Annotated in this window: 13 protein-coding genes and 4 pseudogenes; 2 read left to right on the top strand and 15 right to left on the bottom strand. The window is 49.1% G+C overall.

Annotation, left to right across the window (positions count from 1 at the left end; translation table 11 throughout):
- A pseudogene (locus BLQ17_RS20130) lies at positions 1 to 694 on the top strand (integrase core domain-containing protein); the annotation flags it as partial.
- A gap of 57 nt (positions 695 to 751) precedes the next feature.
- Here the strand turns inward: BLQ17_RS20130 and BLQ17_RS20125 are convergent.
- The 5 genes and pseudogenes from BLQ17_RS20125 to BLQ17_RS23750 form a co-directional block, all read right to left on the bottom strand.
- On the bottom strand, positions 752 to 1,060 hold the full coding sequence (locus tag BLQ17_RS20125) for a hypothetical protein (RefSeq protein WP_092225939.1): 309 nt from the start codon (positions 1,058 to 1,060) through the stop codon (positions 752 to 754).
- 276 nt (positions 1,061 to 1,336) lie between these two features.
- Positions 1,337 to 2,809: pseudogene (locus BLQ17_RS20120) on the bottom strand (arylsulfatase).
- A gap of 272 nt (positions 2,810 to 3,081) precedes the next feature.
- Entirely contained in the window at positions 3,082 to 3,414 is a 333-nt protein-coding gene (locus BLQ17_RS23760) for a sigma 54-interacting transcriptional regulator (protein ID WP_407919129.1), read from the bottom strand.
- A pseudogene (locus BLQ17_RS23755) lies at positions 3,410 to 3,505 on the bottom strand (sigma 54-interacting transcriptional regulator); the annotation flags it as partial. The gene BLQ17_RS23760 and the pseudogene BLQ17_RS23755, both read right to left, overlap by 5 nt.
- A 1-nt stretch (position 3,506) precedes the next feature.
- The gene (locus BLQ17_RS23750; protein ID WP_143005574.1) at positions 3,507 to 3,635 is read right to left on the bottom strand and encodes a sigma 54-interacting transcriptional regulator; all 129 of its coding nucleotides are present in this window, start codon (positions 3,633 to 3,635) and stop codon (positions 3,507 to 3,509) included.
- A gap of 578 nt (positions 3,636 to 4,213) precedes the next feature.
- On the opposite strand from BLQ17_RS23750, the gene BLQ17_RS20110 reads away from it, so the two are divergent.
- Complete coding sequence (locus BLQ17_RS20110; protein ID WP_092225937.1) at positions 4,214 to 5,044, top strand: SDR family NAD(P)-dependent oxidoreductase; 831 nt, start codon at positions 4,214 to 4,216, stop codon at positions 5,042 to 5,044.
- A gap of 553 nt (positions 5,045 to 5,597) precedes the next feature.
- Here the strand turns inward: BLQ17_RS20110 and BLQ17_RS23860 are convergent.
- The 10 genes and pseudogenes from BLQ17_RS23860 to BLQ17_RS20065 all read right to left on the bottom strand — a co-directional run.
- A pseudogene (locus tag BLQ17_RS23860) lies at positions 5,598 to 6,255 on the bottom strand (YceH family protein).
- Between the two features lie 570 nt (positions 6,256 to 6,825).
- Positions 6,826 to 7,863, bottom strand: a complete 1,038-nt coding sequence (locus tag BLQ17_RS20100; protein ID WP_092225936.1) for a DUF1214 domain-containing protein — start codon at positions 7,861 to 7,863, stop codon at positions 6,826 to 6,828.
- Positions 7,864 to 7,984: 121 nt separating this feature from the next.
- Positions 7,985 to 9,262, bottom strand: coding sequence for a BatD family protein (locus BLQ17_RS20095; protein ID WP_092225935.1), 1,278 nt, complete (start codon positions 9,260 to 9,262; stop codon positions 7,985 to 7,987).
- A 3-nt stretch (positions 9,263 to 9,265) separates the two neighbouring features.
- A complete protein-coding gene (locus BLQ17_RS20090) occupies positions 9,266 to 9,466 on the bottom strand; it encodes a hypothetical protein (protein WP_092225934.1) in 201 nt (66 codons plus the stop codon).
- A 98-nt stretch (positions 9,467 to 9,564) separates the two neighbouring features.
- Positions 9,565 to 9,717 carry a hypothetical protein gene (locus BLQ17_RS22750; RefSeq protein ID WP_176761346.1) on the bottom strand — a complete coding sequence of 51 codons (153 nt, stop codon included), beginning with the start codon at positions 9,715 to 9,717 and terminating at the stop codon, positions 9,565 to 9,567.
- 21 nt (positions 9,718 to 9,738) lie between these two features.
- Positions 9,739 to 11,307, bottom strand: a complete 1,569-nt coding sequence (locus BLQ17_RS20085; RefSeq protein ID WP_092225933.1) for a class I adenylate-forming enzyme family protein — start codon at positions 11,305 to 11,307, stop codon at positions 9,739 to 9,741.
- Between the two features lie 207 nt (positions 11,308 to 11,514).
- Positions 11,515 to 11,745: a MoaD/ThiS family protein gene (locus BLQ17_RS20080; RefSeq protein ID WP_092225932.1), complete on the bottom strand. Its 231-nt coding sequence runs from the start codon at positions 11,743 to 11,745 to the stop codon at positions 11,515 to 11,517.
- A gap of 81 nt (positions 11,746 to 11,826) precedes the next feature.
- A complete protein-coding gene (locus BLQ17_RS20075; protein WP_092225931.1) occupies positions 11,827 to 13,545 on the bottom strand; it encodes an aldehyde ferredoxin oxidoreductase C-terminal domain-containing protein in 1,719 nt (572 codons plus the stop codon).
- 17 nt (positions 13,546 to 13,562) lie between these two features.
- Positions 13,563 to 14,726: an iron-containing alcohol dehydrogenase gene (locus BLQ17_RS20070; RefSeq protein WP_092225930.1), complete on the bottom strand. Its 1,164-nt coding sequence runs from the start codon at positions 14,724 to 14,726 to the stop codon at positions 13,563 to 13,565.
- An 867-nt stretch (positions 14,727 to 15,593) separates the two neighbouring features.
- A partial coding sequence (locus tag BLQ17_RS20065; protein WP_176761345.1) for an MMPL family transporter occupies positions 15,594 to 16,268 on the bottom strand: 675 nt, incomplete at its 5' end.

Here is a 16,268-nt window from a genome sequence, read left to right as displayed (position 1 = left end):
CCAGTTGGGCCGCTTTAAGGATCGCCTCAAAGCTCTTGAAGAGAAAATGGCTCAGGAGAAGATGATCCTGACCGAAGCTCAAGTCCAGGCGCTGGAGAAAAAGAAGAATGATGATCTCGTCTCGGGGGAAATTGAAACGGCCCATCCTGGGTATCTCGGTTCCCAAGATACCTTTTATGTCGGCACCCTTAAAGGCGTTGGCCGAGTGTACCAGCAGACCTTTGTCGATACCTACTCCAAGGTTGCATTTGCCAAACTCTACACATCCAAGACTCCGATAACAGCAGCTGATCTGCTAAATGATCGGGTTCTCCCCTTCTTTGAAGAGCATGAATTGCCCATGTTGCGAATTTTAACTGATAGGGGCACTGAGTATTGCGGAAAGGCCGATTCACATGATTATCAGCTATATTTGGCTCTCAATGACATAGAGCATACCAAGACCAAGGCTCGATCACCGCAAACGAATGGAATATGTGAACGCTTCCATAAAACTGTTCTTCAGTAATTTTACCAAGTTACCTTTCGCAAGAAAATTTACCAGGATCTTGAAGATCTTCAAGTAGACCTGGATGACTGGTTATTACTCTATAATTGGGAGAGGACACACCAGGGAAAGATGTGCTGTGGAAGAACGCCAATAGAAACTCTTGAAGATGGAAAAAAATTGTGGAAGGATAAACAGCTGAACTGAATTTGACCTGACAAAAAACCTGTCAAAATTGGTATTTGTCAGATCAAGTCGTGACTACTACATCCCAACCAGATCACACTCCTTGCGACACTTGTCCTGGTAAATGAACTTGTTAACCTTCTGCCAGTTATAACCCAGCTCAAGGGCGCTCTTCTTGAAAACCTGCGCAGCCTGGATCATCAGGTCATCTCTTAACGGTGCACAAGGCACTTCCTCCTTTAATTCCTCAATTTCTGCAGTAAGATCCACGCCAAACTTTTTCAATCTACCAACAGGCGGGCCCACCGCAAGCGCACAATAATATCGTGAACTTCCACCGGTGGAAATTGCCCGGACGACGGCCAGAAAATTTTTTGTTAAAAACATGCTTTTGCCGGGAATAAAGCAATCGCAGAGAATTTACCGAAAACAATCCTTAATGAGGGCATTTGGACCCCATTCCAGAACCAGTGCCTTTTTCCCATGTTTCGATAACACCCTGGCCATAGTTGCACCACCGGGATCAGTTCCTACCACAATGGCATCAAATCCCTTTCCTGACGGTTCCCATTAACACTCCCTGTCCAAACGAATACTTGGGAAAATATTGTTTAATCAACCAGAATAAACGCCACCCGGCCTGCCCTTCGTGCGCAATTCTTTTTACTTCATAAAACTGCCTCCCTGCTGACGGGGCGGAAACTCCTCGTAGGTAGCCATATGCTTTTTGATGGTATCAACCATTGGTGCCATCAAGTACATGCGGCGCACTATCCAGTCGTCGTAGTATGCGGACACGAAAGGTGCACTCTCAAAAGGATCGGCTCGCAGATTGACAATCATTGGCGCCTTGCGGGGCTGCTGTGGCAGCAGCCAGGCGGATATCCCTTCGTGGATCTGGGTCGTCAGGTTGTACTTGAAGTCTCCGATCCTGACCGCACCAAGGGTGCCGTCATCAACCCAGGCGAAAAATTCGTTGCGCGGACCTTTCTTCTTTTCGCCTGTGAGGTAGGGGATAAAATTGTAACCGTCTATGTAAACCTTGTAGGTTGTGTTACCGGCGGTGTGCCCCTCCAACAGTTCTTGTTTGATCTCCCAGTCTCCGGCAGCGGCCATCAGCGTGGGTAACCAGTCTTCATGGGCAATGATTTCGTTGGATACCTGACCACCACGAATCCTGTCCGGCCAACGAACCATAAGTGGCACCCGAATACCGCCTTCCCAGGTGGTCGCTTTTTCACCACGGAACGGGGCCGTACCGCCGTCTGGCCAGGAGAATTTTTCAGCGCCGCTGTCGGTGGTGTAAATTACAATAGTATTGTCGGCGATACCCAGATCATCGAGTCTGCCCAGCAATTGTCCCACATGACCATCATGCTCTATCATGCCGTCAGCGTAGATACCCTGTCCTGAAACACCGGCAGCACCGGGCTTGAGGTGCGTGAAGATATGCATGCGGGTGGAGTTGAACCATATGAAAAACGGCTTCTTCTGTTGGACGCTCTTGTCGATGAAATTGATCGTTGCAGCGAGGAACTCCTCGTCCACGGTTTCCATGCGCTTTTTGTTCAGTGGCCCGGTATCCTCAATCTTGCCGTCGACGGTGGAGTGGATCACACCTCTGGGTCCATAGCGTTTCTTGAACTCCGGATCTTTTGGATAATAGCCATTCTCAGGTTCTTCCTCGGCGTTGAGGTAATAGAGATTGCCAAAGAACTCATCGAAACCGTGATTGGTGGGCAGAAATTCATCCAGGTCGCCCAGGTGGTTCTTGCCAAACTGGCCGGTGGCATACCCCAGAGGCTTGAGCAGCTCCGCCAAGGTCGGATCCTTTGGCGAGAGACCGAGCTTGCTTCCGGGCATGCCGATCTTCAGCAGGCCGGTTCACTTAGGGGTTTGTCCTGTAATAAATGCAGCGCGGCCGGCAGTACAACTTTGGTGCCCATAGGCATCGGTAAACAAAACCCCTTCCTTGGCTATTTTGTCAATATTGGGTGTGGTGTAACCCATCATACCCATGTTGTAGGCACTGGTGTTGAATCAGCCAATGTCGTCGGCCATAATTACCTGGATATTAGGCTGTTCTGCAGTCTGAGCTACCCCTGGCAATCCCAAAGACAGGACGGTTAGAGTCATGACTGCAAAAGCCGCTAATCTATGCATAGTTTGCTTCCTTTGTGTTTTGAGAGCGAAGTTCGATCTAGCCCCAGCCTACGGCGAAGATTCCTACGCAAAATTCGCGCCAACGACAATCGTGCTTAATAGCAGGTATTTGCGGTGTAGACGACATGAAGATCGCGAAATATCGATGTGCTGGTGATATTTAGCGGGTGTTACGCGAAATATCACGTTTAGGGGTGACTATGATGCGAAAACACGCATGATTTTTTATGCACAAGGGGAGAATATCATGTTTTTATCCGATATAAGGATAGATTTCTCAGATACCACGGTATTGAATTACTCCATCTCATTCGCCTTCCACCCAAAATGGAATGCCAAGGTTTCTCATTCAACGCCTCAATGTACGAGGGTTGATATCGAGAGGTTCCGTTGCCCCCTTTTTTTCCGGATAAAGTGATGAAACAAAAGACTTTCAGCCGGACATGAAGGTCCTGCCTGAAACGGCCAAAATTGATCACTGCCTTCAAATTCCTGTGCGCGGCCGTTATTATTCGGATATGGAGCACCCGCAACACTCTGATCTGTGCACCAGCCAGGGTTGTGCTCACCGATTTCATCCAGGAAAACAGTACCCCCCCGTGCTCTTTGCAACCATCCCCGCTTTCGGGATATCGCGCCTGTAAAAGTACCTTTTTCATGGTCGAACAACTCATTTTCGAACCGAAAGTTTCAGCAATCGTGCCCAATTGACATCGATAAATGGACCATCATTTCTGAAAGAGATATGGATTGTGCGGACAATGGGTTCCTTGCCCGTACCGGTTTCAGCCGACAACACAAACTACATTTGACTGACATGGCACTTATATTGCTTGATCTACAGACTGATGTTGGCACAAAGAATTGAGCAGGTCACCGGACGGTTAAAGAGGAACAAGTCTGTATGAGTTGGATAGAAACAGTCAAGGTACAGGCAGCCGGACGGCAGGCCGGTCATGATCATTGTGTCTGGTCCCAACGCTCACGGATTTGCCGGAAAAAGCCAAGCCTTCTCTGGTGCAGATGAAACCCTGCCAAGCATCTGGGATACCCGGAAGAGCATGCCCAACTGGGAGAACATATTGTTGCCCCATGCTTAACGACAAAACCATCCGGCTGGATGCTTGCATAAGATTGGCTGCAAAGTAACCGGAATGGCCGTACCTTGCTGCCTGAGCCACAACAATGACAACGCTACGCTGGTTATGAAATGCAGAATTTCGGGAAAACAACAGCCTGCCCTGCATTTTACATAAAAAAAGACTAAAGAATAAACAAAGATCAATCAAGTACAAATGATCGGGGCTTTTGCAGCCTCCTTTTCATGATGGACATTTGAAATCTAAAGAAACCTATCAAACAGAAAAGAGGTCAGAAATGGAAAAAATGCTCAAGGATAAAGTGGCCATAATCACCGGATCCGGAAGAGGAATCGGCCGTACCACCGCCATGATGTTTGCACGTGAAGGGGCCAGGGTCGTGATCAGCGATATCGATGCCCAACCCGCCGATGAAACCGTACAGGACATAAAAAAAGCTGGAGGCGAAGCCGTTGCATATGTCGGAGATGCAACTTCGGATGATTTTGCCAAAGAAATCGTGGCAGTGGCGGCGGACACCTGGGGCGGCATAGACATTATCGTCAACAATGCCGGGTTCACCTGGGATTCCATGCTCCACAAGATGACGGATGAACAATGGGACACCATTTTGAACCTGCACCTGAAGACTCCTTTCCGCCTCATTCGGGCGGCAAAACCATTTTTCTGCGATGCTGCCCAAAAAGAGATGGAAGAAGGCAAGACCGTACCCGCACGAAAAATCATCAATATTTCTTCAATTGCAGGGATTGGGGGCAATGTGGGACAGGCAAACTATTCTGCGGCCAAGTCCGGCATTATCGGCCTGACAAAAACCGTCGGGAAGGAATGGGCGAGGTATAATGTCCAGGCAAATGCCGTTGCCTTTGGCATGATAGATACCCGAATGACCCAGGCGAAGGAAATCGGCGAAGCTGTTGAACATGAAGGAGAAAAAATCGCAGTGGGGGTTCCGGAGAAACAGCGCAGAATGATTGAAATGATGATTCCCATGGGAAGGGCCGGAAGTACTGAAGAGGCGGCCTCCGCCATTCTCTTTTTCGCTTCTCCGCTTTCAAACTATGTATCCGGACAGTGTCTGGTCGTAAGCGGCGGGCTTATGGTCTGAAAGGGCACAAAGCCGATTGAAAAGATGATATGCAGAAAGCACCCGAAGCCACCAAGGCTCCTGATCGGATCATGAAGAAAGCATTGATACGGATTTATGCTGGCAATCACCACCTGCTGCTCGAAACAGGTTCAAGGAGTCTTGCTCTGGCCTGCCCATGAGACGGTTGTTTTACTGCATATGCCACCATTGCGGTTTCAGTCAGTTTTTCAACACGATTTTCATATTCAGTTTTTGGAGATTTTGGTCTTTGGGACTTTGCACTCCGCCACTTTCGACGGTATTTTTGTAGCTATATAAAAACATATCGAGCCAGACCAGACAACGGCTTATGTGAAGCGGATCCGCAGTCATTCCCGGATTGGATGAATAAAGAAGGGTCCGCTGTGTGCTGGAAACACCTGTGAGAAATGTCTTGCCGGATACTTATGGCGATACCATTGGAGACGGAATAGACAACTGCCCGGCAAAAGCCAAAATTGGAGTAGTTCCGACTTGACCTGCCCCCTTGTCAAAACCGGCAGTTGCCAGATCTGGTCTGAACTACGACATATTATTCGAATTGAGCCTTGAAATTTATAAACATCTGCTTCAGTTCTGTGAGTTCTTCCCGCAATAGGCTGGTTTCTTCCTCAAGGGATTTTATCCGCTCATCACAATGATACTCCCTTCCGGGCTTGCCGAACCAACGGGTTCATAACCTGAAGGCTCTTCCAGATCTTCCTGTTCTCCGGACAACAGATGCATAAACCGAGCCTCTTTCTAGCCCGGTCGCCGAGCCATCTGTTTTGCCAGTTTTCTCTCCTGGAGTTCCTGCAGGGTATCGTTCGCTTCCGCAAGACTGTCAAAACTATACATTCTTTCGGTCCGGCCTCTCAATTCTCCAACAGTCTGGGGACCTCGAAGCAGCAACAGGCAGATAATCGACATTTCGCGCTGCACCAAGTTCAGACTTTTGTCAAAGTGTTGCTCATATTTTGGCACCCGAGCTGCGTTGCTCTGCCAGGCAGTCTGATATTTTTTTAGGCCATCAATAGCATCGAGAACTGTGCTTTCGTCGAACGAGACAACCGGGTTCCGATTGGATTTTTGATTGCATGCATTTACCAGGGCGTTCAGGGTGAGGGGATAATATTCCGGGGTTGCCATTTCTTTTTCCAAAGGCAACCAAGAACACGCGCCTGTTCCGGGGTAAGTTCATATTCAACCATAAGCTATATATTTCTTTGATTTAATAAGAAATTGCAACCACACCTGATGTAAATATGCCACAGGATTGCGTGATGTGGTATTGGTAAAGATGAAGCGGCTCCTTAATAAGGGGGCCATAAAAAACACCTCTCTGACCGAAATCCCTTGATTGATCGATTTTACTGCTGCCGTTTCATCCGCTGTCGTGTTTTTTCCTCATTTGTCCTTAGACCGCATGGCAAATTTTCCGACAGTCTTTTCCATCACGCACCATGGGATCGCACCGATTGTCTCCCAAAACCCATCGTCGCAAATCAACCCTGTATGAACATCAATACTTTGGTATGTATAAATTCTCAGCAAAACAACCCAATAGCAACAATCCCCCGTTCATTCCAACTCACAACGCTTGCAGATCAACAAGAGAATTCACATACCCCGCCCATATGAATTATGGGCCCAAGTCTCACCTCCTTGTTTTTTGGGTGCAAATGGGCTTCGCGCCGGCGCAGGGCATCAACCTGGGGTTTTCTCTCGGAAATATCATGGATGATGCCCTCAATCGGCCGCAGCTGACCTTTGGCTGCCTGTCAAGGCGCATAAACACTCACATCGGGAAGTTTATATTGGTGTTTTAGTACCTGTTCCCCCGGACGATAGACCCGCATCAGAAAGTTCCAGCCATCAGTTATGGCTATCCTGTTGTCCTTCTGACCGCACGCCTGTTCAGAACCGAAGAACACCGTCACGGTTCCATCCTCGTTGAAGGTGGCCGTTCGATCATTGATTGTCGCGTTGTCGCTTTTCAAAAAGGCATCGCTGCCATAAACGGAGATAGACCAGAATGCCTCGTTTGGCGGAACGTCATAGGTTGCGGTATAACACTTGCTGCTGTCTTTGGGGCCGGTGTAGTTGATATAAGTAGCCTCTGTTTCAGGGAAAAGGCCAAATGCACCGGCAGCGGCAAGATGTCGGGACTCCTCGCTTGCCTTGCCTTTAATATCCATCCAGTCGGCTGGGTATTGGCCGTAGGAAACAAATTCCTTTTCATACTCATCGCGCAGGGCCATCATGCTGTTCCAATCCCAATTCGGAGGAACAAACTTATCTGCACTTTTCGCCTCAATTGCAAACTGGTCAAGCAGATTATTGATTACTTGCAACTCCTCTTCGTCACCTGGATCCAGGATCTGAATACGTGCAACGGCTATGACATATTTTGTCGTTCCCTCTGGTATCTTATGTTTTCCTGAAGACGTGATGACATCAACCACATAATGATCATTGTCTATCAGGTATAATGAAAAATATCTGTCATCCGGCATTTCCGGAACATATACAGCGGCTCCGCCTGCGGTATCAACCACGGCTCCCCCATAAAGAGTGTCACGATTCATGCGGACAACGACTTGTCCTTCGACTGGAGTTGGACGACGTATAATGAAGAATGCATTAATACGATCTCCCGCTCTTTTCTGGATGACAGCCATACGGCCATCCACCTCAGCTCTGATGTAGGTTTCGGCAGTGACTTTAATTTGCTCACTGGCCTTTAGTTCTAATGTAAATCCTGAAAGGACCACTGTGCAGGCAACAACAAGGATTGCAAGAAATTTCAGCGAATTCATAATAAAAGCTCCTTTAGATGTTAATCTTTAAACAGTTTTTGAAGACGTTCATATACAACACCTCTTTGAACTGCTATTCCTGGGATTCAGATGAGGTAAAAGCCGATCGGAGGCCTCTGCTTTACGCTGCTGTACCATCCAGTTTCGTCGTGCCCGGGCAAAATCCTTCGACCAACTTCCGGCCTTGCCAGTGAGATTGAGACCCATCTGCCAAGAACCTGCAGAGTCGCTCCGCTTCCTCGATCGTTTGCTCATCTGCATAGATGCTGAGAAAAAGGCGTAGCTGTGAACTCCTTGCCCGGGGTTCTATACGATCCAGCCACCGCATCAACGCATTGAAGGTATTTACCGGTTGCCCCGATCGGGCGGCCTTGGCAAATCGCCTGAAACAGTTGCGCTCTGATTCCTGGCGTTTGTCTGACCACGCTGCCCACTGCGCCCGCAAAGGTTTTCTCAATCCTGCCGCAAATATTATCAAAACGATCAAAACGGTAATAAAGACGGCGTGCAAATAACCGGATGCGGATACAGCAGAAATATCGCCGTTGCCAGTTATCGCCGGCGCAATTTCGATAACCCTCGACGGCAAAACCGTCTCTTGGATCTTCTTGTTTTGCAGATCCCACCAGGTTAGGGTAACGGCCGGTAATTCGACACTGCCCGCCTTTTTGAAAAGATACGTAACACTCTCGGTCCGTTGACCGCTTAACGAACCTCTGTCATAGACGTCTTTGACCTCCGGGACTCTGGGATAAATATCCACAACATCCGAAACGGGAAAAACCATCGGGGTAAAGGTCATCCCGGAAACACTGTCGGCTTCGAGATGGATCTCACGCTTAACGGCGTCCCCTACAGCGACCTTGGTGACGTCGGGGACCCATGTCTGATTGGCCGTCAACCGCGTGGTGCTTACCATTCCCCTTGTATTTTCAGCACCGGGAACCATTTGCGCGTTGAAATGAACAGAGGGAATTTCACCCTTAACAATCTTAATTTCGGTCTGGCGGGCCCACTGCTTGAGCTGGATCTCCACGGTTTGACGAGGTAGCGTGATACGCCCTGTTCGTTGGGGAAACAGAAAGAGTTCATAACGTTGACCGGAGTAGGATTCGCCGTCAATGTTTTCGTTTAACCGGGTTGCCTGGCTTTCAAAGGACACTAGAATAGCTCCGGATACCTCAATGTCGGGCATTTTCGGTATCTGCGCCCAGCCGTTTCTTCCCAGGACATCAATATACAACAGGACCTGTTGCCCAACCCATATCCCGCTGTTTGGCCTAACTGCAGATCGAAGGATGAAGTCCGGCGGTTTTCCTGCAGTCATTGCAGAAAAGACCGGACTGACAATGGCCGTCAAGACAAGGAGAAAAACGGTTATTTGAAGTAATCGTTTCATCGCTCAGTTGACCTTTTTCGCGTTGGCCAGTTGATACGCAAACTTGGCTCTCAGAAAATCAGCAGGTTTTGTCTGCACACGTCGCAGCCACATGGCCCTCATCTCGGCGTCGCTGAGTTGCATGGTTTCCCCGACTTTTTCCTCGGCAACGGGTTGGCTCGTTGATGTGTCTTCAAAAAGCACGATTTGGTCCGCCGCCAACATCCCTCCAGTGCCTTCGCTTCCCTCGTGCTTGAGCTTTTCAGCGCGTTGCCGTGCGATTGCAATGGCCAGGTTGATCTCGGCGTCCTCCCAATCGGGCCTCAGGGATAGTGCTCGACCAGGACATTCCCATCACAAAGCAACGTGAGCAGCAACCGTTCAACGACATCGTTCTGTCCAATGATCGATCGGTTCAGCAGCTGCTCAAGTGTTTGAATTTGCGAATGGACATCCATCCTGTCTTCTTGTGACATATCTATGGATTCAATCCCTCTTTACGGAAATTGTAAATGTTTATATGTTTCCTTGAGCTCGCGCTTAAGGATTTTACCAGTCAGGGTAAGAGGCAGGGTGTCAACAACTACAACGTCAGCCACCCGTTCGCGCTTGCCAACATTGTTATTTATCCAGTTCTTTACTTCTTCAGTATCAAAGTTGGACGGGTCCTTTGGAACCACAACGGCAAGCGGTGATTCGTCCCAGCGCTCGCTTCTAACCGGAATCACTGCCACTTGAGAAACCATTGGGTGTTTGGCTGCCACCGCCTCTATATCTTGCGGATAGATATTCTGGCCGCCTGAAAGAATCATATCTTTTTTACGATCGACAATATAAAGATCGTTATCTTCATCCATTTTGCCAACATCCCCGGTACGCAGCCACCGGCGCCCCCTGTCATCCGTCCAGGTTGTCGCTTCATTGGCATCATCACGATTGAGATACCCCACCATCATGCTCGGAGAATAGATGACCACCTCTCCGTTTTCGCCAATCCCCACCTCATTATCGTTATCGTCGAGGAGTTTGAAATCGGAGCCGATCATAGGCCAGCCGACGCTGGCTATCTTACCCGGGGCGTTTTCCGGATCGATGGCGGCTATCCCACCCTCGGTCAAGCCGTATACCTCGATAACCCTATCGTAACCAAAACGATCGAACATAACACGCTTCAATCCTTCATGTAGTGGAGAGCCACAACTGATAAGCGATGTCATGCTGGAAAGATCGTACTTCTCCTGGCCCGTTACCCCCATGACCATTTGCGACATCACCGGTACCAGGGGCAAACAGGTGATCTTTTCCCGTTCGATCAACATCAGGGTTTCCTCGGGATTAAATGAAGGCGTCATAACGAAAGTGCCGCCAACCAGGAAGGTTAAAAGTATACTGACGATACTAAAATTGGAGTAATGGCCGATAACACTCAAAAAACGTGTGCTTGTATGGATCCGTAATGTTGGCAGCAACAACAGCGCCCACGCGAGACGTGTCCTATAGCTGTGAACGATACCCTTGGGTACTCCAGTAGTACCACTGGAATAAATTACATTCATGGGCATGTCCGGGGAATGTCTGACTTCCGGTGAATCGTCGTCGGAGCCACGCTTTAAATCAGCCAGAGCCAGCCATTGGTCAGCTGCACCTGCTGCAACGATGCGATTTTCCTGTACCGATAACGGAAGCCTGCTCATCACGCCCTCGACGCGCCCCACGAGATTTTCCGTGGCGATCAGCATTTTTACATCGGCATCGCTCAGCATGGCTATCATGCTTTCATCGCTGACGGCCAGATTGATCGGCACCGCACAGGCTCCGGCTTTCAAGATACCGATATAGCATTCAATAGTCTCTGCGCAGTTATCCATGACCATGCCTATCATATCGCCCGGCTTGATATCTAACTTGATCAAACCATTGGCTATCTTATTGGTATTGACATGGAATTCTGCCCAGCTTTGGCGTTTATCTCCGCAAATCAGCGCATCTCTTTTTGCTCGCCACCTGCCATGATGTGCTAAAATAGTAGCGAAATCAAGATCCGGGGGGTTAAACCAGTGTGTCATAATCTTTTATCTCCTCGTCCATTTGGCTATTTTTTTTTTGAATTGTCTATTCGCGTCCCATATCCTTCTAACCGGCATGGCTGAGCCCAATAGCCTCGGCCACAGCGATGACACCACTACGCCGTTGCAAAAATTTCATGTAAAAACTGCCACCCTGCTCTGCCTGTTTTCCACCCGGTGCCATCTTGTTCTTATTCGTTGCGGCATTTAACCGCCTGAAACGAACATCAGTATGGAAATCTCATCGCCGTCAACAAGCCCCTCCTTCAGCAGTTGGTCATAGGGAATAATTTTTTTATTTTTACAGTAGACCAGGTGCTGATGCTTAACCCGGGTCAAACGCATAAGCTTCGGATGTCTCAACGCCTCTGTAATGACTTCCCGGACGTCGGTCTTGTCCGGGAACTCAAAATCGTTGGAGTTGATACGAAGTTTCATTATTCTCCCCACCTGTCATTCTCCAGCTGAAGGCCGGCCTGGCCAGGGTTACGAAAACGCAGAATGTCAAGAGTCTGCGGATCAGACAAATTTCAATATCGCCTGCATCTCTTCTTCGGTTAGGTCAAAGACAGCACCTGTTGCCTTCGAGACTTCGTCACTGAAGAACTGTGGTAATTTATCGTCCTCCACGGTAAAGCCCGCCGCTTTGTTGTAGGCCCTTTCCGTTAAGATGACTTTTGCGGAATAAGCGGCCAGGTCCTCCATGGTAAATTCAATGCCGTGCATTGCCGCGAGAACGCCCGGCAGCAATTCAATGCCCGGCAGGCCGAGAGCGCCAACAGCGATCAGGCAGATGCTGCTGTCCACAAAAGCAGTCAGGTTTGCCAGCAACTGGGCGATATATGGCTGAAAAAACTTGTTACTGTTGTCTATAATGGACGGTGCGGCCCCGAAGGAAGAGGAAAACGTATGATCGGCACCCTGCGTCGACATGGCATAGGTAATTCCCAATGACTTGCAGTTCCTTGGATCATAGCCCGCAATCGCCTGCTTTTTCACCGTTGGTATCCGCTTTGCCCCCAGATAGTTACCGACCGCTTCCGTTCCCTCTCCCATCAGGCGACCGAATTCCGTTCCTTCTTCCATCTCTTTCAACAGATCCATCGCCGCATCGGCATCTCCCCAGGCAATCTTGCCCGTATCCATGATGACCCCTAAGGTCGCTCCCACCTCGATGGTGTCAACCCCGAATTCATCACAAAATCTGTCGATTTCAGCAACCCTGTCGAGGTCATTAATATCAAGGTTGGCGCCGCAAAGGGCGATGGTTTCATATTCCAAGGAAGCGGTTAGGTATTTACCGTCCTTTCCGTGATAGATGTTCGAACATTTCACCAGGCAGCCTGCCTGGCAGCCCACTCTGTTTTTTCCACCTCGGCTGGCAAGGTTTTCCATAAATGTTGTCGGCGACAACGCTTCGTAATTTTTGGAGAGTTCTCCATTGAAATTTTTTACCGGCAACACTCCTTGAGGTCCTGACGCTGCAGTGATTGAATTGGTGCCAATCTGCGCCAAAGGAGAGGTATTTGCCCCTTCGGCCATTGCCTTGTTCACAAGCAGCACCTTCTCTTTAAAGGCATCGGGGTCGGCGATCTCCGGTTTATACTTCTGTGCCGCTTGTTCCATGATGATGGCCTTGACCTGCTTGGTTCCCATCAATCCGCCCAGTCCTCCTCTTGCTGCCAGCCGGCAGGGGTGCCCCTTGCCAAACTCGGTGACCGCGATGCCTGCGTTTTTATATTGCATTTCTCCTGACTTCCCGATGGAGATGACACTGACATTGTCTCCGTATTCAGCTTTGGCTTTGTCAACGACAGCATAATTGTCCAGGCCTAAATAGTCGCCTGCCGGAATCAGGCTCACTTCACTGTTGGCATCGATCCTTACGATCTTCCAATCGTCCGTCTCCGGCATATCCTCCAATACAAGCATCCTGATGCCGTGGTTGGCCAGATAGGTTGCGCCGGTGCCGCCGGCATTCGACTCCTTGATTGTGCCGGTCAGGGGTGATTTTGCTCCAACACTGAGCCTGTGCGCAGTGGATACGCTGGTTCCGGCAAATATCCCTGTGCAAAAGACCATCTTATTATCGCGACCCAACGGATCGCACCTGGGATCGACTTCATCCATCACAAACTGGGCGATCAGTGAACGGCCGCCTAACAGCTTGTAGTCATCCTTTATATCTTCACGGGCAACTGAACAGGTTCTGGTGTTCACCCTTACGGATTTCCACATTTTATTCCTCCTTAATGTTATCTTAAGGTTTTCATATGTTCGATAACGGATACGTAATCGGACCTAGACATGAGAATGTACGTCGTCGGTGTTTGAATATCGTCGGTCATCTTGTCAATTGCCTTTTCGAGATCTTCTTCGTTCAGCTCCAACTCGCTGAAGGTCTCGATGCCACAGTCTTTGTAAAATTTGAAGATTGCATTGCCTGTCAGTTCTCCGATTTCCTCAACTGTTTCGGTTCCGCTGAAATGAACGCCAAAACATTCTCCGACCAGCTTGGCTCTTTCCGGACGCCACTTCGAGTAGAAAAGTTTCATCAGGGAAACCAGCGGCAAGGCGACGGCCAAGCCGTGCGGAAGATGGAAAACCGCACCGATGTTATGCCCCATGCAATGCGTATTTCCGGCCATGTTGGTGTTTAAGAGGTTGCCGGCAATCGTCGCCGAGAAAGCAATTTCCTGTCTCGCTTCATAATCGTTGCCGTTGGCGATGACCCTTGGCAGATATTTGACAACTTTTCTCACTGCCGTTTCCGCAAACATATGGGAATAAGGTTCATCATAGGCGGAAAACAGGGAGTCGATCGAATGTGTCAGAACATCAAAGGCGCAATACGCCGAAGGTTTCGCGGGAAGACCTGCATACATTAGCGGGTCAGAAACGGTCAGGGAATAGCGACAGAAGTTTCCATCCAATATAGCCTTTTTGATGCCAGTTGCCGAATCTGTAATAACAGCAGCAAAGGAACCTTCACTTCCTGTTCCCGCCGTTGTCGGGATTGCAATCATCGGCAACGGCTTCCCCTGCGGAATCGCAGGGAAGAACCACTGGTTGATCGGAGAAGGATTCGCCGTTAAGTAGTTGATTGCTTTGGCGCAGTCGAGAACACTGCCGCCACCGATTGCAATCAGGCCATCCACCTTTTCATCATTGGCCAGCTTACCGCCTTCGTCGACCTGATAATCCGGCGGGTCCGGAGTCACTTTGCCGAAGGTGACAACGTCGATGCGCGAGGCCTTCAAGTTTTCAATCACCGGATCAACGATCCCGGCATTAAGAACGCCTGCATCATACACAACCAACACCTTGGTCATGCCAAGTTCTTTCGCCTTAATGCCGACTCTCAAATGGGAATTCATACCTGATAGTACGGGAACTATCGGGGCACTTTGACTGATCATTTGCTTATCTCCTGTTCTGAAAGTAATTATCCAATCCTGCTGATATCGATAATGAGACAGTTGGACAGGCTGTTTAGGCTCTCATAGCCAATCGGATAAATCAACATCGTATTATTCAAATATTGTGCCAAAACAACTCCAAACAACTTGCATGCGTTAACTATTTATACTTGCGTCTTTTTAAGGCATGAAAGTTTTTATGGAAATTCCACCAACGTTAAATAACGCGATATATCGAGGGATGAAGCTGCTGATGTATCACGTTTAAGCTAAATATCGCAAAAACAACCCCATCCACCAGCCGTTCCACGTTGTCTTTTCAATAATGATCCTTATAAAAATATCTCTCGCATCAATTGGACTTTTGCATGTCAGTAAGTTGTAACTTCCCCCCCCTTCCCAGGTTTGTAACACCGCAAAAGAGGATAGAAGTCCTGAGCAATGGTAGAAATCCAGTTACTTTCCTTGCCGGCTGGGCATCTTTACCTAGATGGCTACCGACACTGCCATCCGAATCAACCTGGAGGTCAGGGGTAAATGATGACCGGATCACTCGTCTAGAGGGGGAGGGAGGCCGATGCCATTAGCTTAATCCGCAAAGCCCTAACAACTCATTAAACTCCAGTTTTCGCCAGATATCCCAACGGCAGCCCCCACCTTATTCGTTTGGTTTTAAAAGGGTTGCAAAGATATTTTCCTTTTGGTGGAATTCCAGAAAATCTTCATGTCAGACCCATTGATGATGGTCAGGTTTAAATTCCTGTTTACCTTTGTTTTCAAGAAAACAACTGTCTTCTCATTGATATCTCAGGCTTTTATTTCCCGGTAATCGCGAGTCATTTTTTTTGATTGAGGAGTGCCGTCGACTTAACCTTTGCCGAAGGGAGGAGTAGCTATGATGCATTCGGAACGCGATCCTTTTTCCTCCACCGATTCAATGTCTGCGGGTTTGCACAGGAAAAGCGCAAGCGCCGGCATCACCAGCAGGGCGCCGACCATGTTCCAGACAAACATGAAGGTCAGCAGGATCCCCATATCCGCCTGGAACTTGATCGGGGAAAAGACCCAGGTCGCGACACCGATACCAAGCGTCAGCCCGGTGAAACCCACCGCCCGGCCGGTGGTCTTCAGGGCTTCACCATAGGCATCATGAATATTCCATCCCCGGTCCAGGTAGTATTTCAGCTTGTTGTAGATATAGATCCCGTAGTCGATACCGATGCCTACCCCAACCGCAATAACAGGCAGGGTTGCCACCTTGATGCCTATGCCGAGCCAGGTCATCAACGCCTCACACAGTACCGAGGTGATGTACAGCGGCAGGACGATGCAAACCGCGGCACGCCAGCTCCTGAATGTTAGCAGGCAGACAAGGACGACCACCGCATAGACAACCAAGGTGATGAGTTTGTGCGCTCTCTCGACTTCGATATTGGTCGCCGCCTCGATCCCGGAGTTCCCTGCAGCCAGCAGGAAGCGGACATCATCTGTATTCACTTCCCTGGCAAATTTTTCCACGACGGCGACCACTGTCTTGAGGGT

The sequence above is a fragment of the Desulforhopalus singaporensis genome, assembly GCF_900104445.1.
GTDB lineage: Bacteria > Desulfobacterota > Desulfobulbia > Desulfobulbales > Desulfocapsaceae > Desulforhopalus_A > Desulforhopalus_A singaporensis.
The sequence above is the reverse complement of the archived record's forward strand: the minus strand, read 5'-3'. Positions and strand labels throughout refer to the sequence as shown.